This window comes from candidate division KSB1 bacterium (assembly GCA_034521575.1).
In the GTDB taxonomy this organism is placed as follows: domain Bacteria; phylum Zhuqueibacterota; class Zhuqueibacteria; order Residuimicrobiales; family Krinioviventaceae; genus JAXHMJ01.
The window spans coordinates 772732-795809 of record JAXHMJ010000005.1 but is presented as its reverse complement, the minus strand read 5'-3'; the positions used below and the strand labels follow the sequence as shown (position 1 = coordinate 795809).

The 23078-nt window shown below is 47.6% G+C and carries 26 protein-coding genes and 1 riboswitch; of the genes, 9 read left to right on the top strand and 17 right to left on the bottom strand.

Going from position 1 to position 23078, the window contains the following annotated elements:
• Positions 1–624, bottom strand: coding sequence for a hypothetical protein (locus U5R06_16485; protein ID MDZ7724352.1), 624 nt, complete (start codon positions 622–624; stop codon positions 1–3).
• Positions 625–673: 49 nt separating this feature from the next.
• A complete protein-coding gene (locus tag U5R06_16480) occupies positions 674–1363 on the bottom strand; it encodes a hypothetical protein (GenBank protein ID MDZ7724351.1) in 690 nt (229 codons plus the stop codon).
• Between the two features lie 224 nt (positions 1364–1587).
• Between U5R06_16480 and U5R06_16475 the strand changes: the two genes are divergently transcribed.
• Both U5R06_16475 and U5R06_16470 read left to right on the top strand, forming a co-directional pair.
• Positions 1588–2544 (top strand): glycosyltransferase, encoded by a 957-nt coding sequence (locus U5R06_16475; protein MDZ7724350.1) that lies wholly within the window; start codon positions 1588–1590, stop codon positions 2542–2544.
• Positions 2545–2624: 80 nt separating this feature from the next.
• Positions 2625–3443, top strand: a complete 819-nt coding sequence (locus U5R06_16470; GenBank protein MDZ7724349.1) for a class I SAM-dependent methyltransferase — start codon at positions 2625–2627, stop codon at positions 3441–3443.
• Here U5R06_16470 and U5R06_16465 read toward each other — a convergent pair.
• The gene (locus U5R06_16465) at positions 3421–3927 is read right to left on the bottom strand and encodes an NYN domain-containing protein (protein ID MDZ7724348.1); all 507 of its coding nucleotides are present in this window, start codon (positions 3925–3927) and stop codon (positions 3421–3423) included. The two genes, U5R06_16470 and U5R06_16465, sit on opposite strands and share 23 nt — an antisense overlap.
• Before the next feature lie 113 nt (positions 3928–4040).
• On the opposite strand from U5R06_16465, the gene U5R06_16460 reads away from it, so the two are divergent.
• From U5R06_16460 to U5R06_16445, 4 genes are all read left to right on the top strand, one after another.
• Positions 4041–5285: a nucleoside recognition domain-containing protein gene (locus tag U5R06_16460; protein MDZ7724347.1), complete on the top strand. Its 1245-nt coding sequence runs from the start codon at positions 4041–4043 to the stop codon at positions 5283–5285.
• 11 nt (positions 5286–5296) lie between these two features.
• The gene (gene mutY / locus U5R06_16455) at positions 5297–6268 is read left to right on the top strand and encodes an A/G-specific adenine glycosylase (protein ID MDZ7724346.1); all 972 of its coding nucleotides are present in this window, start codon (positions 5297–5299) and stop codon (positions 6266–6268) included.
• A 423-nt stretch (positions 6269–6691) separates the two neighbouring features.
• A complete protein-coding gene (locus U5R06_16450; GenBank protein ID MDZ7724345.1) occupies positions 6692–6967 on the top strand; it encodes a hypothetical protein in 276 nt (91 codons plus the stop codon).
• Positions 6930–7142, top strand: coding sequence for a Sir2 family NAD-dependent protein deacetylase (locus tag U5R06_16445; GenBank protein MDZ7724344.1), 213 nt, complete (start codon positions 6930–6932; stop codon positions 7140–7142). Before U5R06_16450 ends, U5R06_16445 begins: the two co-directional genes overlap by 38 nt.
• 293 nt (positions 7143–7435) lie before the next feature.
• Here the strand turns inward: U5R06_16445 and U5R06_16440 are convergent, their stop codons facing one another.
• The 14 genes from U5R06_16440 to U5R06_16375 all read right to left on the bottom strand — a co-directional run bounded on the left by U5R06_16440 (position 7436) and on the right by U5R06_16375 (position 21479).
• The gene (locus U5R06_16440) at positions 7436–9364 is read right to left on the bottom strand and encodes a FlgD immunoglobulin-like domain containing protein (GenBank protein MDZ7724343.1); all 1929 of its coding nucleotides are present in this window, start codon (positions 9362–9364) and stop codon (positions 7436–7438) included.
• Between the two features lie 34 nt (positions 9365–9398).
• Positions 9399–11633, bottom strand: a complete 2235-nt coding sequence (locus U5R06_16435; protein MDZ7724342.1) for a TonB-dependent receptor — start codon at positions 11631–11633, stop codon at positions 9399–9401.
• Positions 11634–11745: 112 nt separating this feature from the next.
• Positions 11746–11933, bottom strand: a riboswitch (cobalamin riboswitch).
• 211 nt (positions 11934–12144) lie between these two features.
• Positions 12145–12387: a hypothetical protein gene (locus U5R06_16430; protein ID MDZ7724341.1), complete on the bottom strand. Its 243-nt coding sequence runs from the start codon at positions 12385–12387 to the stop codon at positions 12145–12147.
• Complete coding sequence (locus U5R06_16425; GenBank protein ID MDZ7724340.1) at positions 12388–12576, bottom strand: T9SS type A sorting domain-containing protein; 189 nt, start codon at positions 12574–12576, stop codon at positions 12388–12390.
• Positions 12563–13177, bottom strand: a complete 615-nt coding sequence (locus U5R06_16420; GenBank protein MDZ7724339.1) for a hypothetical protein — start codon at positions 13175–13177, stop codon at positions 12563–12565. Before U5R06_16420 ends, U5R06_16425 begins: the two co-directional genes overlap by 14 nt.
• Before the next feature lie 117 nt (positions 13178–13294).
• Complete coding sequence (locus U5R06_16415) at positions 13295–15478, bottom strand: trypsin-like peptidase domain-containing protein (protein MDZ7724338.1); 2184 nt, start codon at positions 15476–15478, stop codon at positions 13295–13297.
• Between the two features lie 295 nt (positions 15479–15773).
• Positions 15774–16100 carry a hypothetical protein gene (locus U5R06_16410; protein MDZ7724337.1) on the bottom strand — a complete coding sequence of 109 codons (327 nt, stop codon included), beginning with the start codon at positions 16098–16100 and terminating at the stop codon, positions 15774–15776.
• A gap of 504 nt (positions 16101–16604) precedes the next feature.
• On the bottom strand, positions 16605–16727 hold the full coding sequence (locus U5R06_16405; GenBank protein MDZ7724336.1) for a hypothetical protein: 123 nt from the start codon (positions 16725–16727) through the stop codon (positions 16605–16607).
• A 1110-nt stretch (positions 16728–17837) separates the two neighbouring features.
• Positions 17838–18005 carry a hypothetical protein gene (locus U5R06_16400; protein ID MDZ7724335.1) on the bottom strand — a complete coding sequence of 56 codons (168 nt, stop codon included), beginning with the start codon at positions 18003–18005 and terminating at the stop codon, positions 17838–17840.
• A gap of 47 nt (positions 18006–18052) precedes the next feature.
• Positions 18053–18451, bottom strand: a complete 399-nt coding sequence (locus U5R06_16395) for a thioesterase family protein (protein ID MDZ7724334.1) — start codon at positions 18449–18451, stop codon at positions 18053–18055.
• 574 nt (positions 18452–19025) lie between these two features.
• Positions 19026–19583 (bottom strand): T9SS type A sorting domain-containing protein, encoded by a 558-nt coding sequence (locus U5R06_16390; GenBank protein ID MDZ7724333.1) that lies wholly within the window; start codon positions 19581–19583, stop codon positions 19026–19028.
• Positions 19556–20116 (bottom strand): hypothetical protein, encoded by a 561-nt coding sequence (locus U5R06_16385; protein ID MDZ7724332.1) that lies wholly within the window; start codon positions 20114–20116, stop codon positions 19556–19558. Before U5R06_16385 ends, U5R06_16390 begins: the two co-directional genes overlap by 28 nt.
• Entirely contained in the window at positions 20058–20558 is a 501-nt protein-coding gene (locus U5R06_16380) for a hypothetical protein (protein ID MDZ7724331.1), read from the bottom strand. The genes U5R06_16385 and U5R06_16380 overlap by 59 nt, the downstream gene beginning before the upstream one ends.
• A 246-nt stretch (positions 20559–20804) precedes the next feature.
• Positions 20805–21479, bottom strand: a complete 675-nt coding sequence (locus U5R06_16375) for a SagB/ThcOx family dehydrogenase (protein MDZ7724330.1) — start codon at positions 21477–21479, stop codon at positions 20805–20807.
• 147 nt (positions 21480–21626) lie between these two features.
• Between U5R06_16375 and U5R06_16370 the strand changes: the two genes are divergently transcribed.
• The 3 genes from U5R06_16370 (at position 21627) to U5R06_16360 (ending at position 23076) form a co-directional block, all read left to right on the top strand.
• The gene (locus U5R06_16370) at positions 21627–21866 is read left to right on the top strand and encodes a hypothetical protein (protein MDZ7724329.1); all 240 of its coding nucleotides are present in this window, start codon (positions 21627–21629) and stop codon (positions 21864–21866) included.
• A 45-nt stretch (positions 21867–21911) separates the two neighbouring features.
• On the top strand, positions 21912–22388 hold the full coding sequence (locus tag U5R06_16365; protein MDZ7724328.1) for a DUF1640 domain-containing protein: 477 nt from the start codon (positions 21912–21914) through the stop codon (positions 22386–22388).
• Between the two features lie 301 nt (positions 22389–22689).
• Positions 22690–23076, top strand: coding sequence for a thioredoxin family protein (locus U5R06_16360; protein MDZ7724327.1), 387 nt, complete (start codon positions 22690–22692; stop codon positions 23074–23076).
• Positions 23077–23078: the final 2 nt, after the last annotated feature.

Below are 23078 nucleotides of genomic sequence, written 5' to 3'. Positions count from 1 at the left end.
TTATTGCAAGTCCAGTTCTACACCGATTTGAAAACCAAAACCGGACAAATCAACATACTGTGCTATCGGAAGAGATTTTTCTCCCCGGGACATATCACGGCTGACTTCACAGCTGTTGTATAATGCACCCGCGTAAGCCGTAGACCGGGATCCTATCTGATAATAGACACCGGCTCCCGCCTGCCAGCCCAAACCTCCAAATCGGCGCATATCTTTGCTATCATCTTCATAATTTTTTTCCTGACTCCAGAGCAGTTGATAACTCAACCCTCCCCTGACAAAATAACCGAAATTGTAAACCTGCGCTGCCGGTATCTTGACCCGGATATCCAGATTGATTGGTATAATGGTGCGACTGTAATCAACCAGTTTCTGTTCCGTTCGGATTTCGGTCAGTTTGCCTTCTTCAATTGCAACTTTGCTCATTTTTGAGTAGCTTTTGTGATAAAAATCTGCCCCAATGCCGATTTTTACTGCTTCATCAAATGAATTCCCGAAAGAGACGCCGAACATCATACTGTTTTTTGTATCTTTCGGTCCCAGGTAACCCGCTCTGATGTCCAGATTGCCCTGGGCATAGACGCATGATCCTAAAAAGAGAAATAGGATGATTAATTTTTGCATGTTCTACTCCTTTGTCTTTCCCATTCACGGTGAAAATGAGGGTGATTGTTCATTTTTGCTCCTGGTAGAGATTATACAGCTGCTCCAAATGAGAGCGAATCTCTGTTGGTAAATAACTGTTTTTTTTGCCGGAATGTTTCCATCGTGCTGCGGTTTTTTCACTTTCCATCAGTGCGACCAATCCGCCATCTATGTCATATGTCGTGATCAAACTGGACAGGTAATGGCTTCCGATTCTGATGTTATAAATAGCATCCGTTAAAACAACATCCGGTGAACTCCATATGACCTGAGTATGAGAAGCAATAAGCATACCAGTAACCGGTAAAAGCGCAAACAAGCCCATTCTGCCATTTTCGGTCATATAACCGGGCTGCCATGTGCCCCGGGTCTGAGTGGTAATCACAGCGGTCAACAAGGCGGTGTTTAAATTGGGATATTGCCGGGTCATATTGTAGATTTCATCGGCAATTTCATACTTGCGCGTTTGGTCCAAATCCCGGTTATAAAGTTCAATGATGCTGATCACTTTGTCAATTTCATATTGGCGTAGGCTCTCAGATTCCAACTTTGAACGCACAAACGTGAGTCTTTGCTCCAGGTTTTTTATGGTATCCCGATAATGCCGACTGGCCAGATACTTGACGCCGGCCAGTGTTACAATGACGAGTGCAATAATAATGAAACCAAGTAATACAGGCCTTTTGTAAAGCCAGTTGAAATGATCTGACTGAGCCATTTTTCTCCTCGATGTTTGGGTGCATTGCTGCATCCTAATATCTTAATAATCTTTGAATTTCTCAAGATTTTAATTAAATTTTCTCACATCATCAACAAAAAGGCGGTTATGTTTATTTTTTTTTCCAGCGTACTTTTAGGATATTTTGTTGTTTTGCTCTGTCTGATGCGAGGCGTTTCAAGATTACCGATCATCATAATGACCACACTCCGATTGTGTCTTGTGTGGTGGCTGCCAGAAATGAACAGAACACGATCCGAAACTGCCTGAAAGCACTCTTGGCGCAATCTTATCCCCAGGACCGTATCGAGTTCATTGTGGTCGTTGATCAATCCACGGATAAAACGCTCAACTATGCAGAAGCGATTTCGCGAACAGATCCCCGGTTGCGTGTTTTTCAAAACACCGCAAGTCTGTGGAAAAGCAGCAAAAAAGCCGCCCTTGCTCTGGCTGTGCAGCAGGCAACAGGCGAAATTATTCTGTTCACAGATGCAGATTGTACGCCCGGACCTCGATGGGTGTCCCGGATGGTATCGCGGTTCTCTCCTCATACCGGTCTTTTGGCGGGCTTTTCTCCGCAACTTGCCGGCCGCGGATTATGGAGCGCTGTTTTGTGTATTGACAGCGCAGCCGCAGCTTTGGTCAGCGCTGGAACCATTGGCTGGAATCACGGAGTGACCTGCACCGGACGAAATCTGGCGGTACGAAGCCAGGCGCTGAATGACATTGGCGGCTATGCGGCGTTACCGGATACGCTTTCCGGTGATGATGATTTTTTGCTGCACGCTGTTCAAAATAGCAGTCCATGGGATACAGCTTATTGTATGAATCAGGATGCAACAGTGCCGTCCCAAGGCCCATCCGGGATATGGGCTTTTCTTGTGCAAAAACAAAGACATATTTCATCCGGTAAACACTATCATACCGGGGCCGGGTGGGGATATGCACTGTATCATGTTTTTAATGTGATTCTTTGGCTTGCACCGGTTAGTGGGTCAGAATATTTTGGACTCTTTTTATTGGCAAAGCTGGGTATGGATTTTTTGATTCTTTCATGGTTTCTAAAACAGGTCTATGGTAAATTGAATTTATTGGGGTTTCTGGGCTGGAACGTTTTTTTCCCCGTATATCACCTGTTATCTGCGCCTGTCGCGTTTCTCGGGCGACTGACCTGGAAATAAAATGCCCCAATGCCGCCTGAACCCGACATCTCATAAACCGGCCGGACTGTTGAATCAAATTTGGATTTTTATTTGAGCTTATGAAAAATATCAATCATACGTTGTGGGCCAATTACGATACATTTGCCGGACAGCGCGGCATGCTGATCAGGTCTGTACTGGAATCGCATATCCGGCTTTCCCAGGCACAGATACTGGATTTCGGATGCGGTTCCGGAGGTATAGCCCTTCAAATGGCAAGGGCTGGAGCGCACGTCACAGCCCTGGATATTGTTCCGGCTAAATTGGCGGAGCTGGCCGAGATTGCGGCCCGCCACGAGCTGGATATAAAAACTGTAGATGATCTTCCCGCAAGTGCGGAATATGATGCTGTATTGCTTGTCGATGTTCTTGAACATCTCAGAAATCCTGTTACCTGTCTGCAGCAGATTACAAGTGTACTCAAGCCAGGTGGATTACTCTATGCATCCACCCCCAATAAAGTTGCAGTTTTGAATGTATTGTGCGATCCACACTATTCTCTGCCGCTGGTATCACTCTTGAACCGCAGTCAGGTGAAAAGGCTGATCGTGAATATTCTGCGCTGGCAGGCAAACGAACGCAGTGATTTTCCGCAGCTTTTCGAGTATTCAAGATTGCATGAATTGTTCCGACAAGCGGGTCTTTACTGGCAATGGGTAAACTGTCAAGTGGCTGATTATGCGTTTTCTCATCCCGAGTCGCTGTGGAATCGGCCCTGGCATCTGAAACTGGTAAAAACAATGATACAGAGCACCGGTACGCAAGCATTCATGCGTTTGATATCGGATCATCCCGGATTTTTTAACAAATGGCTCAATCCCACCTGGTTTATACTCGCAAAGAAACCAGGTGGGATTAATCCGTATCCTTTTCATTAAACAAGCGCAGCCATTCGTCCAGCTCTGATTGGGACATTTGACTACTGTTGTATTTTTTTTCGATCTCGCGCGGTTTTTCTATAACAGGGCGGCGCATAGAAGCGGCAAACTCTTCAACATTTTGTATATTGCATTGGTACAGGGTGGCGCGGTGTGCCAGTCCGCGATCCGAGGTGACCAATGTGATGTGACGAGTGTCAGCAGCCTGATCCAGTAGTTTCAAAATAAGCGGATCCGCTTTTTGAGGCGCTTTTGAAAACATGACCTTAATGCCGGCCGGCCGGTGCTGTTTGGATAATCCCTTAATATCCTGGCCGTCAAAAACAATGATAATGTCCATGGCTTTATTGCCACGGAAAGAGATGACTTTGTGAATAAACTGCTCGCGTGCGATATATAATGCGTCGTCCTGTCCGGGAGTGATATCATGAAATCGCAGGATAAAATTATATCCGTCTATTATGATCTTTTTTCGAGGTGCCATGGCAGATTTTTTCCTGAAATATAACGGTTTTTAAACATAGATTCAAGCAACGAAACTCTTTGATTCTTTTTCTAAAAAACTGTAGTTTAAAGGGAATTTAACAAGGACTATATATGAAATACGTCTGGTTGTTTTTAATTTTGGCATCTGTTGGTATCGGAGCGTTCACCGGCAATATTGAAAATGTCACACAAAGCGCCATTGAAATGGCCGGAACGGCTGTGAACATTGCCATTGGATTGATCGGCATCATGTCCTTGTGGCTCGGGATTATGAAAATTGCGGAAGATGCGAAATTGATCCGTCTTCTCGCGCGCCTGATCCGTCCTGTAAGCCGCAGATTGTTTCCGGATATCCCACAAGATCATCCGGCCATCGGCTCGATGATGCTCAACATCTCTGCCAACTGGCTGGGCCTGGGAAACGCGGCAACTCCCTTTGGCATCAAAGCCATGGAACAGCTTCAGGAATTGAATCCCGATAAAGATACGGCTACCCGCTCCATGATTATGTTTCTGGCGCTGAATACGGCCAGTATCACATTTATCCCCATGACTATTATAGGCGTGAGAACCAGCCTCGGTTCCGAGCATCCCACCGCTGTCATTGGTACCACTATTTTTTCATCTGTCGTCGCCACTCTGGTTGCAATTATTGCAGTTACCGTCTATTCACAGTTGGCCGCCGGCCCGGCTGCCTTTCTGCAAAAGCTGCGCCGATACTGGCTGCGCATTTTGATGCTTTTTACGGTGATTGTTGTTTTTAAAATCTTGTTATCCACGGGAGTTGCCGGTCGTTTGACCGCTGTGCTGCCGCCCGGTTTGTTTGAGGCTGTCATTCGGAAAATATCGATCTGGGCCATTCCGGCGCTGTTGTTTTTGATTCCTCTTTTTGCGTTTATCAAAAAAGTAAATATCTATCAGGTCTTTATCGAGGGAGCAAAAGAAGGATTTCAGGTGGCTGTGCGAATTATTCCTTTTTTAGTGGCCATACTTGCAGTTATTGCGATGTTCCGCGCTTCAGGTGGTATGGAGCTTTTGGTAGCCGCTTTCTCCCCGCTCACACAAGCGATCGGTTTGCCGGCTGAGGTACTTCCTGCCGCCGTCATGCGGCCTTTGTCCGGAAGCGGTACATTGGGACTCATCAGTGAGCTGCTCAAAACCCACGGCCCTGATTCTTTTATCGGTTATCTGTCCTCTACAATTTATGGTTGTACGGAAACCACTTTTTATGTGATCGCTGTGTATTTTGGCGCTGTCGGCATCAAGCGAACCCGCTATGCGATTCCGGCCGGACTCACCGCGGATATAGCCGGTGTACTGGCTGCTGTATATATTTGCCGGCTTTTATTTCTTTAATCAGGAACATTATGAAAACGCAACCCGGTAAAGCAACTGTTCAGACCTTTCAAAATCAATTGATTGAGTGGTATCAGGATGAATTCCGGGATTTACCCTGGCGGCAAACGAGTGATCCATACCGCATCTGGATTTCCGAGATTATGCTGCAACAGACTCAGGTTAAAACAGTGATTCCGTATTATGAACGATTTATAAAGCGATTTCCGACGGTCTTTGATTTGGCGAATGCCGATTTGGCTGACCTGCTCAAGATGTGGGAGGGGCTCGGCTATTATGCCCGCGCCCGCAATATGAAAAAAGCGGCTCAGGTGATCGTGGATCAACATCAAGGTGTGTTCCCGCACACTCTAAAGGCTGTCAGAGCACTGCCCGGAATCGGGCCTTATACAGCTGCTGCGATTTTAAGCATTGCTTTTGACCAGGATCTCGCGGTTGTGGACGGCAATGTCAATCGTGTGTTATGCCGGGTATTCCGTATTAATACCGATCCCAAATCGACAGAAGGTAAAAAGATAATGCACAAGCTGGCGGAGCAACTATTGGTCAGAGGCCGGGCCGGCACTTGCAATCAGGCGTTGATGGAATTGGGTGCGCTTATTTGCACCCCACGATCGCCTCAATGCTTGCTATGCCCGGTTTCAGAATTATGCAAAGCACGACAGTACGGGGAGCAGGAAAAATTTCCGGTCAAATCCCCAAAACGTGAACGTCCGCACTACCATATCGCTGCTGGCCTGGTCTGGCGCAATGGTACACTGCTCATCGATCAGCGAAAAGAAGCTGCTATGCTGGGCGGATTGTGGGAATTCCCCGGCGGAAAAATAAAGCCGGGAGAATCGCCGGAGCGAGCCGCAGAACGCGAGGTGATGGAAGAACTGGGCGTAACAGTCCAGGCTGAGGATTTGTTTACCACGATTGAACACGGTTACACGCACTTCGGTCACTCTGCATGTATACAATTGCCGTTACCTGACCGGTGAACCTCAAACCCTGGGATGCGCAGCCTGGAAATGGGTGAAACCGAAAGAGTTGGCCGATTTTGCTTTTCCGAGAGCAAATGTGCGAATTATTGAAAAACTGACGGCGAGCCGTGATGAATAGGCTTACCAAACAGGGGGGACAGTACGTACTGCAGCAGGAAATTGGTCATTTGAACGGAATTCTGCTCTGCGACCGGGGTCTGAAACAGGACCAGCCGCAGCATATTTGAATTCATGTAAAAAAATGTTTTTAATGAATGAATCTTGCGGAACAATCTTGTTAAATAGTAGGAAGGATGCTTGAACCGGGATGCCCTGAAAATTCAATGAGCACTGCCTGGCCCGTCATAGCCTATTGTAATTTTTGTGTTCAATAGTTTATTAAATTCAATTTTTATATGCAAAAGAATCCGGAGGATAAATATGATTCAGGTAAAAACCATAAACAACAATGAATTTCAGGTTACCATTCAGGAAAACAGCAGCCAATCAAAGCACACCGTGCATCTAAATGATGACGTTTATCAGCGTTTAACAAATGAAAAAATCGCCAGAGACGAGCTCATTAGATTGTCATTTGAGTTTCTGCTAAACAGAGAACCCAAAGAATCCATACTCTCTGAATTCAATCTAACACTCATCAGTACTTATTTCCCCGACTATGAACAGGACATACGCAAAACGATCGCTGAAATATAAACTTTCCCAGGCGGTCGAGTGGCTGCAAAAGTCATCGCATACCACCGCGTTCACCGGCGCGGGAATTTCGGTGGAGAGCGGCATTCCGCCTTTCCGCGGTGAGCATGGGCTCTGGAGCAAAATTGATCCGATTGTTCTGGATATTCAGTATTATAGTATTGGGAATCGATGGTAGAGAGAAAAGGCTACGATTCGTGATATTGTCAAGGCCGGTGTCGGTGTAAACGGCTGGTCACTCTCAGCTGTTCACTTAATTTTGAGTCCACTATCATCACAGCGGTGCGCCTCTTTTTCTCTTTGAGGTGGTATTTTCTGTTACATTGTTTGTTGAGGATTTATTTTTATGTTTGTCTTGTTCGTGTCGTTCGTTGCTATATTTTCGATCAGCGAACAACACGAACGACACGAACTGAAACCGCTGCAGACAAAAAAAGGCGATTCCCATCGGAATCGCCTTTTTTTATACGTTTATCGCACCAGCGTCATTTTAATGCTCTCACTGTGATGGCTGCTGCTGATGCGCGCCATGTACACGCCGCTGGCAACCGGCAGGCCCCGGTCATCTGTGCTGTCCCATTGGAACTCGTACTTGCCGACGGACAACTGCCGGTTGACCAGTGTATTGACGTTGCGGCCGGTAATGGAATAGATGTCAACCGTGATGCGTCCGGGCTGATTAACGCTGAACCGGATCTGCGTAACCGGATTGAACGGATTCGGTGTGTTGGGGTGCAGCACAAAATTGGCGGGTGCGGAAATCGATGGGTTGCTTTCAATTAGCGTTTCTGTTGATATGTAATTCACCGCCACCACGGCATCCAGATCAAAATCGCCGTTCCAGGCGCCTTCTTTTTTGATAGAGCCGAGATCTCGGATTTTCACATAACGGGCCGATTCGAGTCCCACATCCGCCAGGTCAAAGCTGTCGCCACCGGAACGGGATGGATCGTCAAAATGATAAGCGTCCAGCGTGGGGGTGACGCCGGCGAGTCCGCTCCAGGTTACGGTGTCATAGGGAAATTCGACAAATTCGTTGCCATCCTGACTCACTGACACGATGCCGGCTTCGATGAACACATGGTCTTCGCCGCCCATGCTGTAGACAAACGGATTTTCAAACACGGTAAAATCTGCGCCCTCCCCGTCCACGATAATAGTATCGATGAATTCGAGAACAATCTCGCCGCCGGTGCCCAGCGACAAAATTTCCTGAGGTTTGTTGCTGCTTTGATAGATACTCAACATGGGATCGGGATCGGGGGGCCCGAGCACATTGGTGGGAAAATAGTTTTCGCCGAAACCGGCGCCGGCGCCGGGTGTGAATTCGACCACCTGATCCGCCCAGGGGGTGATGTCATAAATTTGATCCACCAGCGCGATCCTTTGGGTGCCGCTGCCGATCACCCCGGAGGTCCGGGTGATGGTGTCGAGTTCAGTATCATACTTTTGCACAAAGCCGTCGCCGCCCCACTGGGTCATGCTGACGATCCACAGACAGGATTCAATGGGATCATAGAGCAAATGTCCGGCATTCGGCCCGGTGAGTATGGGCGATTCGCCGTCGTGCAGCACCGAATCCGTGGCCGTATCGTAACTGTACATGAATCCGTGCTCGCTGGTGCCCCAATCCAGACAATAAGCGATACCCTCTGCGGTGATTTCAATGAACGCCGGCGCGCCGCCCAGGGCGATGGTGTCCGTGACCGTCGGGGTGCTGTAATCGGCGCCGCCGGACGGATTGATCACGGCCACGCTGCCGCCGGTATTCACATAATCGCCGGTGCACGGCACATGAATGTGGTTGTCCGGCGCCAGAGCCATATCCTGGGGATTGTCCGGCACCGGCAGCGTATGGGTGACGGAATCCGTGGTAATATCTATGACGGAAATGCTGCCCTGATAGGGGGCGGCGCCGCTGTACCCGCCGGTGTTGGCGACATAGGCGCGGTTGCCCACGACGAGAATGCCTTCGGGGCCGGTCCCTACCGGAATATTGTCAATGATCTGCTGTGTTTCAATGTCCACGACCGAGACGCTGTTGGCGACGTAATTGGACACATAGGCGCGCTGTGTTCCAGTGAATGCGATGCTCCAGGGATTGCCGCCTTCCTGCAGGGCAATGCTGCCGGTGATCCGGTCTGTGCGCGGATCTAAAATCTGGATCGAACTGGTGGTCGAATTGACAATATATATTTTTTCATTCCAATAGACGATATCATTGGGGATCTGGCCGGTTTTGGCAATATTCTGCGCAATGTGACCGGATTCAATATTGAGTTTGGAAATGGTTTCCGCGGACGCGTTGATGGCATAGATGCTACGCGGCACGTCGGCGCGGGTGTTGAATGCAAAAACAGTTAATATCAGGATCATAAACAGCATAGAGCAATGTTTCATGCAGCAGGTCCTCCGTTTACAGTAAAAGTATGTATTAGAAAAAATTTCGGTTGAGGCTGTACTCCAGTCCCAGCCGCCACTCCCGCGGCGGCATGGGCATGTCACGGATAATTTGATAGCGTTCATCCAGCAGGTTGTTGATCTGAAGTTGCAGAGTTAGATCTGCATGGCGGATGTGCAGCGTATAACTCGTTGTGAAATCCACCACCGTATAGCCGGGCAGGTGTTTGGTGTTGGCCTGATTGAGAAAGCGTTCCCCGACAACACGTGCGTTCAGCCTAGCGTGCCAGTCCGGGACCTGCATGGATATACCGGCTTTAACCGTGTGGCGCGGACGGTAGGGGAGATGATTGTTGAATAACGTGATGTTTTTGTTTTTGTTAATGGATCGTATGTGCATATAATGACCATGTAACTGCACCCGGCTCGCCGGGATCTCGGTCTGGACGGATATTTCCTCACCGTGCACCCGGGCGTCGGTGTTATCGGGACTGAATACCTGAAAATTGCCCATACGCCATACAATCATGTTGTTAATGCTGTAATGAAATCGCGAGGCGTCAATAGACGGCTGCCAGGGAGTCTGCAGCGTCCAGGTGACGCCGAATTCCCGGTTGAGGCTGGTTTCCGGCAGCAGGTCGGCCTGACCCTGGACGCGGAAATCGCGGTAAAACAAATCGGCATAGGTCGGCAGACGAAATCCGCGGCTCCAGGAGGCGCGCAGACTCAGATTTTCATAGCCGGCCGGGGACAGGTATGCATTTACAGCCGGACTCCATTGGTCGATAACGCGGTCACCGGACGTGTGATCGAGTACAGTCCGGTCAAACCGCAGCATAGAATGCAGGCTCAGCTTGACAAAGCGGGACCGGGCGGTCAGCTGCTGGTCCATAAACACACCGTACGAATGTTCTGTGGTTTCAGCCAGGGTAACGGAGGCGCTGCGCAGTTCGTCTCTGTTTTCAAATTCCAATACGCGCGCTTCCATACCGCAGCGGATACGCCACCAGCCGTTGGCCTTGTAATTTAGCATCCATTTTGTCCGGGGAGAGACGGTGCGGGAGCTGAAACGATAGCGCGGTGTGGAACGATACTTGAGTGCTGCATTATCCGGCCACAGGTTTTTGTCGGTGGTTTGATGATCAGCATAAGCGAGCGACCCGGTCAGTTCCAGAGTATTGCGTTGAAAACGATAATTGAGCGTCAAGGTATGGCGCTGAATGCGCGACTCTGCCCAGGGGGTGAGGCTGTAAATACTGCCGGGCAATCCGCGTCGGGTGTCGTACAGCTGAGCCTTGACCCCGATGCTGTGATCCCCGTACCGGGCGTCGGCTCCGGCAAACAGGTTGTTGCGCGACATATCGGCGTTGACACGCTGCCGGGATGAGTGTTCATCATCCGCTGTTTGAAATGCATACGGATAGGCATTATCGGCGCTCTGGCGCTGATAGGACAGGGTGGCGTTGATATGCTGCGTCTGCAGGGATACGGAGGGTTCTGTGGTAAAAAATCCATAAGAGCCGAGCCGGGTTCTGAGACGTATTTGGTTCGAGTGTTCGCCGCCGGTCACGATATTTACCACACCGCCCAGGGCGCCGCTGCCGTATCGCGCCGAGGCTGCGCCTTTGGTGATTTCAACGCGTTTGACGGACTGCACCGGAATCTGAGCCAGATCCACCTCGCCGCTGACCGGATCATTGAGTCTGCGGCCGTCCAAAAGCACCAGCACTTGATTGGTTTCACTGCCGCGGATCGACAGTCCGGCCGAAGCGCCGTTGCCGCCGGAAGAGGTCACGGCGAGTCCGCCCACGCTCTGCAGCGCCTGTCCCAGATCCTCGGCGCCGGTGCGGCGCAAGGTCTGGTCATTGATCACCGTGGTGCGGCCGCGTTCGCCGGGAGAGTCGGCCTCGACCACCACGTCGCGGAGCTGCACCACCGCGGGCTGGAGCCGGATGTTCAGCACCACGGGCTGGTCGCCGGTGACCTGAACGCGCTGTTCACGGGGCTGATAACCGATATAGGAGATGTTCAGGATATAATCGCCCGGGAACAGGTTCACCAGTTCAAAGCGGCCGGAGGCGTCTGTGCTGGCGCCGGCGGCCTGATTTTCAAGGGTGATATTGGCGCCGTTTAATGGGGCGCCGGTCGCTGCATCGAGCACGCTGCCGTGAATGCGGGTTGCTGTCCGGGACTGGAGCGCAAAACAAGCAAACAACAACAGAAGCGCAGTCGTATAGCGACACAGATTGCATTGGCTTAAAAGCATCATGGATTGTCCTGAAATATGGCGGGAAACCGGGGAATGTGTTTGTACATCAATGGGGAAACGAAAAAGGGGAGGGGAAACGCTTGTGCTGTCGATCAACCTCGCCCTCGGAGGTTTCCTCAATGATCATCTCGATAGGTCTCCTGGCTTCGGGCTCGAACCTCCGACCGCGCCTTCCCGGTTTCCCAGTGGCCATTTGGTTGCGGTCGTTGTAACCCGTTACAGTAGCGGGGCTGCGACGGACTTGCACCGTCTTCCCTTGAATCGAAATGTATGTGTGACACTAATATATAAAATTTAATCAGGATTACAAATGATTTTTTAAAAAAAATAGCAACAAACAAAACGAACGAGACAAACTATTGAATTTTTGACTTTTGACTTTAGGCGTGGGAAAGAGAGGACACAGTGTCCGGTCTGGAAACACAGATATCTGTCAGAGTTACCCTCTTTTGTCGTACAACTGTTTTTGTTGTGCGACAAATGAAAGGGGCAGGGCATGGCCTGGTGCCTTTTATTTTATTGTGCCGCGACCCCTCGTCACAAAGCACTGGGGAATGTATTTTGTCCGGGAATACGGACACTGGACACACGAGTGTCCAGGCTGCATCTCGCCAAGAGACTGGCGGAACGATGGAAAGAATCCTGTAAATCCTGAATATTCTGTGATCCGGTCCAGCAGGGTGGGTTTGTAACGAATGTTCATCAAACCCGGATAAAACCGAATGACAACCCCACCCTGCTTTGCCTGGATCACTCACCTCATGAGCAGCATTTTGCGGGTAATAGCGTGATCCTGGTACCGGATCCGGTAAAAATACATTCCGGATGCAACCGGATTTCCAAACGCATCAAGACCCTGCCAGATCACCGAATGCCGGCCGGACTCGACTGTGCTGTTGAACAAGGTAGATACCTTGCGTCCCTGAATATCATACAATATCAATGACCACCTGCTCCGCCTTTGGAACATCATAGCTGATGCGGGTCTCGGGATTAAAGGGATTGGGATAATTGCAATAGACTGTAAATTTTTCCGGCAGAGATTTTTCAGCAATTTCAGGCGCCTTTTCCTGGTTCAGTTTGAATAACCGGCGGACGTGCTCCGCGGCCCCGGTTTCCGCATATTGGTTCACAATCGCGTTCAAATCCTGCTGCGGGCCGGCATTGCTTTTGCTCAAACCGCGTTTGTTCATATAACGCTGAATCATAACCCGGTCAAACAACAGCCAGGCGGTTTCATCCTGTCTGCTGTCGTCTTTTTCATACACGCTTAGCAAGTCATTGGCCCGGGTCAGCGCTTCCTGCGCCCGACCGATCCTCAGCAAAGAAGGCACCGACAGCCGGTAAGCCAATTTACCGATAAAGGTTTCGGGGAGTTTATCATGATATTTATTCAGCTGTGCCGCAAACCCCTCAAACTGATCAGCAAGCGCATAGATTTGACGCATTCTAAACAGCACCCGCAAGCTGATGGCATTGTCCGGAGTTTGCCGGGCCAGCTGGTCCAATAAGGCGAGAGCCTCAGCATACAAACTGTCTGCCACCAGTTTTTCTACCTGCAGAAATTCCTCATCATAATGGATCTCGCCTGAGGTTTTGTATAGCGAATTGGGTGATTTGGGAGAAATATCAACATACTGGCTGTAAGCGGGCGGGTGCAGTCAGCAATTTTTTTCCGCCTTGACTGTGGGTGAACTGCTTTTGTAAATATCATAACTGCTGTTGTCAAACACGTTTTCTCCATAGTGATTATATGATCCGCTTTCTCCCAAATTGCCATCGCTGTAGTATTGAAAATAGACACCATATGTATTATCACCCAGGATATTGTTTCCGTTGGCAATAATGCCGCTCAATGAATAAAAATCAACAGAACAGCCCGGGGTTACATTGATCCCATAGGTATGATCAAGGACACTGGTCTTGTGCAGCCATAAATCCGTATTGCTGGCGCACAAAATTCCACTGGAAGAGTTTTCAATCATACCATAGGATCCATAAGGCCTGTAACCGACACCTATAGTGGAATTGTACAAATAGATGCCATAATCATTGTTATTGGAAAACTGGCAAGAATGAATTTGAAAATCGGTGACCGTTGCCGTGGTATTGTCGATTCGCAGTCCAATGTCGTTGTTCAGAAATTTGACCAGGGCAATATCAGGCATGTTTACACTGGAACAGTTTTCAATCGCCAGTCCGGTGCTGGCATTGGAAATTTCAACGGTATTGAAAGAACAATAATTGGATGGATTATCTATGGTAATTCCGCCTGTGTTGGAGGTGAAATTAAACGCTGCATCCTCACATTGAATCGCGGCCTCGTCGATGATCAGACAGGAATTGGCGCCAAAATCCACAGACACGCCCTCATCGATCGTCATCAGAGCGCCGTTTTCCACGGTAAAATCGACATTGCTGCCCATGGTAAAATCGTTTTCAACTGCAATATCGGCATGCGAGAGCACATCCACGTTAAAAGTCGCATCCTCGCCGATGAGCAGTGAGCCGCCGTTATTGATGATCAGGTCGGAACCGTTGCTGGTGGTGATGGTTGCGCCGGATTGGAGTCTGAGTATCATTCCTGTAGGTACTATTACATTTCCGGTAAGAGTATGCGTGCCAGCCCAAAATTCAGAAGATGGTAAGGTACCTGATGTAGTCATATAAGGACTGATATAACTTCCATCCAAGGAGGTTGGATTGGTATTAAGAGGATCCAGCCAATCTTTCAATCGTCTTCTTGGATCTGTGTCATTGTTCCAGGAAATGCTAATCTTTCCATAATTAGCAATATCATTGTCGGGATCACTGCAGTTCGGATCATCGCAATAGGCAGCACCATATAATTGACCTATGACTCTATGATTACTATTATAAAGCGGAGAACCCGATGACCCTCCTTCCGTAACAGAATGGCCGTTTGTTGTAGAAATCCAGTTAATTTTCCAAAAATTACTATTTGGCCTATTATTAAAACAATTAGAAGAGTCGGGGATTATATTATGAGTGGCAATTTTTTTAATATCACCCGCAGGATGATGTATACAAACGCCACCTTGTCCCGGGCTCCCCCTATCCCACCCATTGAAATAGACCTGTATCGATGGATCTAAAAAATACGGATGCTCTCTCAATGCAAGCAAAGCAAAGTCAGTATCAGATTTATTGGCAATTACATCTGCTCCGGAAGTTGATTGCGGGATAAAATCAGTTCCATCAGAACAATTAGGGCTTTCGTATTCCCAATAAAATGAATAATGAGATAAATCTGTATCATCTATACCATCATTTGGGTCTTGATCAATAGCATCATATTTATGATAGCTATTAGCCCAACCGCCAAGACAATGATCAGCAGTGAGAAGATAGGGAAATCCATTCTCACTTGTATTGCTTATTAATGAACCGGTACAATATCTATAACCGTTTACCAGTATTAATGCAACGCTCTTCTTTTCATCCTGCCAGTAATCCCCTTCTGGACTACAATTCACATTAACTTGACAATCACCAGAACTACCAAAAGATTTTGTACTTTCAAAATAATTAAAAATATTAATGTGTCGATATCCGTGAATAATCCATGAAATTTCTATATTACCCAGCCCTTTTTCATTTACTGGTTCATAGTATTCAAGAATTATTTTATCTCCATATACAAGCCCTGATGCATATTTTCCTGGATTTTCTCTACTCCCTCTGCTATTTATCCGTGTAAATCCACCAATATGGTGGGTTTTCGAAGCATTATATATATAAAGATTTGCGTTAGTTGGTATCCAGAACTTTTCATATAATAGATTAATAGATTTGGCTGAAGGACAATGTATTGAGATTGCCATAGTCTATCCCCGTTATCAAGTTCAATCCATTTGCCGCTATTTGATAAATTCAAATTTACTTTAAATGGATATCCAAACTAGGGGGGGGTGCCATCGGCTCTGTCATGTAGATCTTCCATACGAATTTTTTCATATCCAATGGAGGTAGTGTAACCTTCTCAATTTTATTTTCAATAATTTTTTTGGCATTTATTTGATGTCTAAAGCTATAGGGCTCACCACCTATGTTTATTTGTGCATTTAGTATTGAGACAAAAATAAAAAACAAAAAAAGGCTCTTGTCACTTTCATGGTTTTATTCTCCCTTTATTTCAGTGAATACCATTACTTTGGTTGATTGTTCATAAAAAATAAAAAGTTTAGATTGCCTTATAAAGACATAATCAGTATTTTTGGCTGCTTCCAAAAATTTTTTGGCCCATTCTGGTTCATTGATTTCTGTAAGGCTATGAATATTGAAATCAATTTTGTTGTTATGAATAGAATAGCTACCGACAAATTCATTTGCAGTATTACCGCTGATACTATCTGAATCCAGTACTTTTAATCTAACTATAAATACATTTATATTATCAGGCTGATTTGCGATAGAACAATCAGATAAATCAACAAATGATTCCAACCCCCATGTTCCTCAGTAAATCCTGTTTATTTAATTTCAATATTTGTAGTATCCAGCAGTACATGGTCATAACTACAAATTGAATTTGAACCGGAGGGGTTTTTAACACATCCTGATATTAGCATCAAAATAATAATTAATATGATTTTCATTTTATTCTCCTATGATTTAAAGCATATTTATTCACATTTGTACCTCATCTAAAATTATAGATGAGGCGTTTTAGAAGGAATTTGATGGCCCGCCATACTTTTGGACAAATACTATAATAAATTAATAGCAACATATTTTTGGCCCTCTCACCACGTAACATTAACACATCGTTCTTGCAGGATGGGAATATATTCTTCTATTGACTGTTGAATCAGGAGGTTACGGTCCAAATCGACAATGTCTCCTTTGCTTATGTCATTATTGTCTACCAGTGGCCTGATATCAGTAATGTGATTGTGCCACAAACGTACATAATTCAAATTCTTTAATTCTTTTAGCAACGTCAAATCACTAATCTGGTTCATTTCCAAAGCTGCCCACTTTAACCTTTTCAATTCCATCGAATGAGACAATATCATTGATAATACAAAAGGCCTGTAGCGAGGCTAGTGATAGTAATTCTTCATCACTCAAGTCTTGAATAGGCTCCTTGAGATGGTAACGCACTGCGATCTCTAAAAAGAGTTCAACTGTTACCGATCCGATTAAACAAAAAGGAAAACTCCGCATCCGCCCCGAAGGTGTTCTGTGCCGTGAATTTCGCGGTTCCGTGGTATTTCCTTTTTCTCTCTGACACCGCCCCGTAACGCTGCGCGAATCCATTGATGCATTCGGCGTCAGATGCTTCTCCCGACCCTCAATACCACCGACCCTCTGCAACTTTACAAACTAAACTATTAAAAGTCAAGCATTATTTTGATTGAATTGACCCGTTTGGCGTTTTGTGCTGAAAGACAAGTTCGAGCAACAGGGGCTCTGGCCGTTCCAATATAAAATGAGTAAATAGCCAAACAAAGCATCGTTGCAAAACACGCAACTACCCGGACCAGATAAATTGCATTGTTTTTAAACGAGTTACCGGAAACTCGACACCAGTCCCTGCGAAAATTATTCGCAGCCGGTAAAAAAGTTTCGCAGGGCGGGTTTTGCCGTATGGACCGTGAATTCAAAGTTTGGTTGCCCGTCAGAATCCATCTTTTGTCGTACAACTGTTTTTGTTGTGCGACAAATGAAAGGGGCAGGGCATGGCCTGGTGCCTTTTGTTTTATTGTGCCGCGACCCCTCGTCACAAAGCACTGGGGAATGTATTCTGTCCGTATTCCGCCAAGAGACTGGCGGAACGATGATATCCTGTAAATCCCGAATATCCTGTGATCCGGTCCGATGAGAGACTGTGGGGCAGAAAACATAAAGTATGGTAAAGTGAAGAATACCGGCACGTCAAGAAAACAGAGGGGGTAGCGGAAGACAGGCAGCTGAGCGGCAGGCCTGCGTTTTTCAGCAGGACGGTAAACCGGCTGTCAAGTGTTTCCGGTATGGGGTTTGTTTGATCTATTGAAAAAATACTATATTATCACTTTGCAGATGCCGGTTTAGTGAGGCGGTGCCCGCCCCCTGTCCTACTTTACTATCGGCAACATTATTACAGGGCGGACAGCCTGGCTGCCACGAGGGGGAGACCTCCCTCAAGAAGATAAACCAGTCAACACCTTTGTACATGCCGAAAAGGGCAAAAAATACGAGTCATGTATTTTCAGGATTGTGCCGCGACCACTCGTCGCACATCCGGGAACCGTACGATGAAGGCGGGTTTTGTAGTGTACCAACCGCGATGCTGCCGTGCAGGGACCAGAATGCGAGATAAGAGTCACCGTCATAATCCGTGCTCCGGCTGCACGGTTCTCGAACCAAGGGCAGTCTTGTGAAATATCAATGGGTATTTTACTCCAAACAAACCTTTACCCCATATTCTCCCGGAATGCCGGCGGAATCGGCGTGAGCTGAGAGTCTGAATCGACAAATATCAACAATGTCGAGGCTTTGGCGCCGAGTTTTTCGCGGCTCTGGTTGTAAATTTCATACTCGATTACGCAGCTGCTGCGCCGCCAGTTGCAGATGCGCGCCCGGATTTCGAGGATATTATCGGCGACAGCCGGGGATTTGTATTTGATTTCCACCTTGCCGATAAACGGAAACGCATCCCAGCGCTCAAAGTCATTGAATGAGAGTCCCCGCTGTTTCATATACTCGCAGCGCGCGGCTTCCAGGTAATTCAGATAATTGGCATTGTTGACATGCCCGAACGAATCCAGTTCGTAGCTGCGCACGATCAATGTCATACTATATGGATAGTCCACGTATATTAAACTCCGGTTTGTACGTATAAAATTTCGATCAATTTACAAAAAAGCCACGTCTCTGTCAATCTGTTATCCTCCGAGTGTTAAAGTTTTCTTACAAGGCTGTTTACGATTTTTCAGAACACAGAATGTCTGGTCTGAATTCCACGGGAGAACTGGCGGAATTATAAACTCCGAGAACCTTGAGCTTTACGAATGAGGGTAAGGTTAGCGTCATTTCAGAGTCCCGGTGTTGACGCCGGGGCGGTGTGCGGATGAGCGAGTTATCACATAGTTGCAGCGATCAATTCCAGGACAAAGCAGCCCGGCTTGACCGCCCACGAATGAATCAGCCGGTAGGCGGAGTCGCTCCGTGCACTCTGAAATGAAAGGGAGCTCAAGCCCCTTATTGCTTTGTGATGTCAAACGCAGGACTCACAATGGGGTATTGATTTTTAGTGATGAAAAGTCTAAAAGGGAAAATAACACTTTTAAAAAGGAAAAGTTCATCTAACCCATAAATTTGTTAAAGTTCTTTTGCTATTTCTATGCGGGCAGTTTTTTGATTTTTGACTTTTTGACATTCTGACTTTTACTTTACCAAACACAATTTCCGTACGGCGGTAAAGTTGCCGGCCTGCAGCCGGCAGAGATAAACACCGGCTGCCAGATGATGGCCCGAGTGATCGCGGCCATCCCATTTGATTTCCTGCACACCGGTCGATTGATGCTGGTCCACCAGAACGCGAACCTGTTGTCCCAGTGTGTTGAAAATTTCGAGTGACACCTGTTCGCTTTGGGGTAAATAATAAACGATGGTGGTACCGGGATTGAACGGATTCGGATAATTGGCGCCGAGGTCAAATTGCTGCGGGACAGCGCCGCGAGTGTCATCTTTTTGGACGCCGGTCACCTCCAGCAGCGGTTCCGGGACCCAGTCATAGGTGAAATCCGGAAACGATTCTTTTGAAAAAATATTTTTGATGCTGTAGGCCTGAGCCTCCTGTTCCGTCAATTGCCGCAAGATGATACTGCGCGTGCCGGTGTCTGAGCCCGGACCGTAGCACTCGTATTCGGCGTAAAGCGCCGGCAGCACATTCCAGCTGCGCCAGCCGATGGGATTCAACGCCGCCGGTTCATGAGTGCGGATAAAAACGGTGCGCGGCGCGTCCTGCCGGGGGCGTCCAAGGAAAATATTGTCAATTTAACTTTGATCTTCCAGAGACCGGTATAGTGATTCGGGACATCATTAAAAGCTGCCTGCACGGTGGTATAATCGCCGTTTCCATTCGGATCAACGACTTTGACCACATCCCGTTGCGGCGCCTGTGTGGTGAAATCGCGGATGGCGCCGTATCCGGCCCCGGCGCTGTTGACCGCATAGGCACGCACATAATACGTGGTTGACTGCTCCAGGTGATGCAGAAAACTGATGAATTCACCGATTTCTGTGCCGTCCCGGGTATTGTGATCATCCAGGGTCGGATCGCCGGTTGTGTTCCAGACCATACCGCGCGCGGTCAGCGAATCACCGCCCCAGTCAATGACAAATCCGCGGCATTCCGCTGAATGGACGAGAATATTGCTGACCGCACCGGTAAAGACTGTGGGCGGGGCAATGGAATCAAGTGTTGTGAATTCCTTTTCCGTGCCCGTAAGCGGTTCCCGCCTGATTGGTGGCATAGGCGCGCAGCAGATAACCGGGGTAAGCATAGTCATTGCCCTCCAGCACAAGTTCATCCGGTATTTGATTAAAGGCTGAAAACGTGGAATCTGTGGAATACAGCACCTCGGCTTTTAAATAGTTGCTGGAATTGCCGCCGATTTCAAAAGAAATGTGGTCGATCGTCAAGCTTGTGCCGGTCATGGGTGAAACGGCAAACTCGACAAATACATCCGGAATGCGGGATGTTTGCAGCACCCGCCAGGAGGTCGCGCCGCCCGGAGGACGGTTGTCGCTGCGCTGACTGCGTTCGGCGCCAGTATATCCGTTGATACGCATATTGCAAAAGGACTCGTCAAATGCGGTGATCGCGCCCGAGGTGATCACGGATTGTTCGCTGCCGCCGGTGGACGGATCACTCAGGGGCCAGGACGCGAAAATCTGATACACGTCAGTTAGCACGGCATGACAATGATGAAATAGACCGGCTTGTCCTGAAATTGAACAAGACCGGCATATTTTTTCCGGTTGAAATAAAAAAAGCAGGTTCTGTTGAAGAATTGTGCCGGGATTAGATAAAGCGTGTTCAGAATTCGCACCGGCGTGTCGCAAAAATAATTTTCGCCCACGGCTCATGATTGGCGGTTTGGGTGCGTTTCCGGTTCAGAAACGAACGGTATTTATGGGCGAAAAACCGCAGCAAACTGGCTATTCTTTCGATTTATCTTTGGGGGAATTGTCCGGATATCCAAGCGTCTGGGCAAGTATGATTTTCTGGTCACGGCGCAATTTCATCAACGGCCCCAGTGTTTCACGGTCGATGCTGCCCCGGACAACAGTTCCAAGATTTTTAGCGGCGCAAAACAAATAGACATTTTCACCGATAAAACCGGTGTCTGCATAAGCATAGGGTAGTTTGCTTTCGATTGAACCATCGCCCATTTTTGACAGGTCCGCGACATAGACCAGATTCACCGGCGCTTTTCCGGTGTAATCCTGAGTGCCGGTTTCAGCGCGCAAGTCTTTGTCAACCACAGGCTGAAGCTGATGAGCTTTTGCATTATAAAGATACAATCCTTTTTGCAGAGCCACGTATACATCAATTTCCTGGCGGTTCATAGCCGACGGCGCTGTGCGTTTGCCGGACTCGGGTCGACTGATGCCGAAAGCGGCCCAGCACAGGTCGCCGAGCATTTGCGTGGACAGTGTGTCCGGTTTAAAAGACCGGGTGGAGTGCCGGGTTTTCAATGCCTGCATCAGCGGTTCAGTGCTGTCTGTTTGGGGGGCGGGAAGCGGAATCGGTGCAAGTTCCTGGGCTGTCAGGGTGATGGCAGAAATGAACAGAGCGGTCATCAAAAATCGTTGAGCTGTTTGCATTATCATATCAAAACCTTTTTTATGAGTAATGTTTAACCGTGATTTTTTGTTTATATATAGTGAATTATTCGTTCAAATTCAAGTATAAATCGGTTCAAAAAGCTGAAACGGCGAATTTCACTCGTCGTACAATTGGAAAATTGAACGACGGGGGTGAAAAGTGCAAAAATACGCGATGCTGCCGTGCAGGGCAGTGCCGAGGAACGCTGTTGTTTGTCAAAAGTCCGCGTGCCCGCAATGCGCGGTTTTTACGCCGAGTGCAGTTCGTGCAATATGAATGAATACATGATAGATTCTTCAGGGACAGGCTGGGTTTTTTTCAAGCACTCCGAGGCTCCCATGAATGCCTCCGCGCTTATGACTGTCTTTGACTTTTCTCTTGCATTTACCTGAAATATCATTAAATTATGTTATGTTTACCATAAAAAGGAGGGTGAAATGGCAAAAGTTGCCGCAGTTGAAAAACCGCTGAGAGATAAACTCGGTGAAAATGCCTCCCAAAGCCTCATAAATTTGATAAATGTGAGCAAAGATGAACAAAAACACGAGATGCTGACGTTTGTTGAGGAAAAATTTGAACATCGTTTAACCGAAGAAATCGGCAAAGTCAATGAACGCATCACTGAAGAAATTGGCAAAGTCAATGTACGCATCACTGAAGAAATTGGTAAAGTCAATGAACGCATCACTAAAGAAACCGGTAATCTGAAACTGGCGATTGCACAAACGGAACAGCGTCTGGATAATCGTATTACCACAGAAATATCCAGGGTCAATGAGCGCATGACGGAGGAAATAGGCAAAGTAAATATTAATATTGCCCATGTAGAACGTAATATGATCCGCTGGATGTTCATTTTCTGGATCGGCCAGGTGGGGGCATTGTTGGGGATTTTGTTCGCGTTTTTTAAATAATTCCGTTACAAGTCGCAGAAAATAGGCAGAGTTGATATCTGGCCTGTTTTATATTTGTGCCACTCCCACTCGTCGTTCAATGGGAGAATAATACGACGCGAGTAGAGTTTGGCGGCAACATCCGCGATGTTGCCGAGCAGGGTGCGGAATGAGAGAGATGAGCTGTCGTTAAAAGCCGTACTGTATGCGCGGTTCCTGCGCTGAGTGCATTCCGTGAACTATCAATGGATAATTCACTCCAAAAAGGCTGAATCCAAATTACCTGTGCTGCATCTAATAGGTAAAAATGGAGGAAAATGTTATGATTATTTTATATGTTATTTTGGGGATAGTCGGCCTGTTTTTCGGTATGCAGTTTTTTATGGTGTTCAAGATGCGCATGAAAAAAGGCAAACCGGCTCCGAGTCTGTCCGGAAAGCTGGGTCAATTGATTAACAGCGGTCAGAAAGCACTGATTTACTTTTACAGTCCGGGCTGCCGGGCCTGCCGGGATATGACCCCGGTGGTTCAGAATATGTCCAAACGCAACAAACATGTGGTGCCGGTGGACATCAGCAAGGACATGTCGACCGCGCAGAAATTTGGAGTTATGGGTACCCCGTCCACCGTACTGGTGCAGCAGGGTGTGATCCGGGAATTTATGGTCGGACCCCAGCCTGCGGAAAAGTTAAAGCAGATTGTGTCATAAAT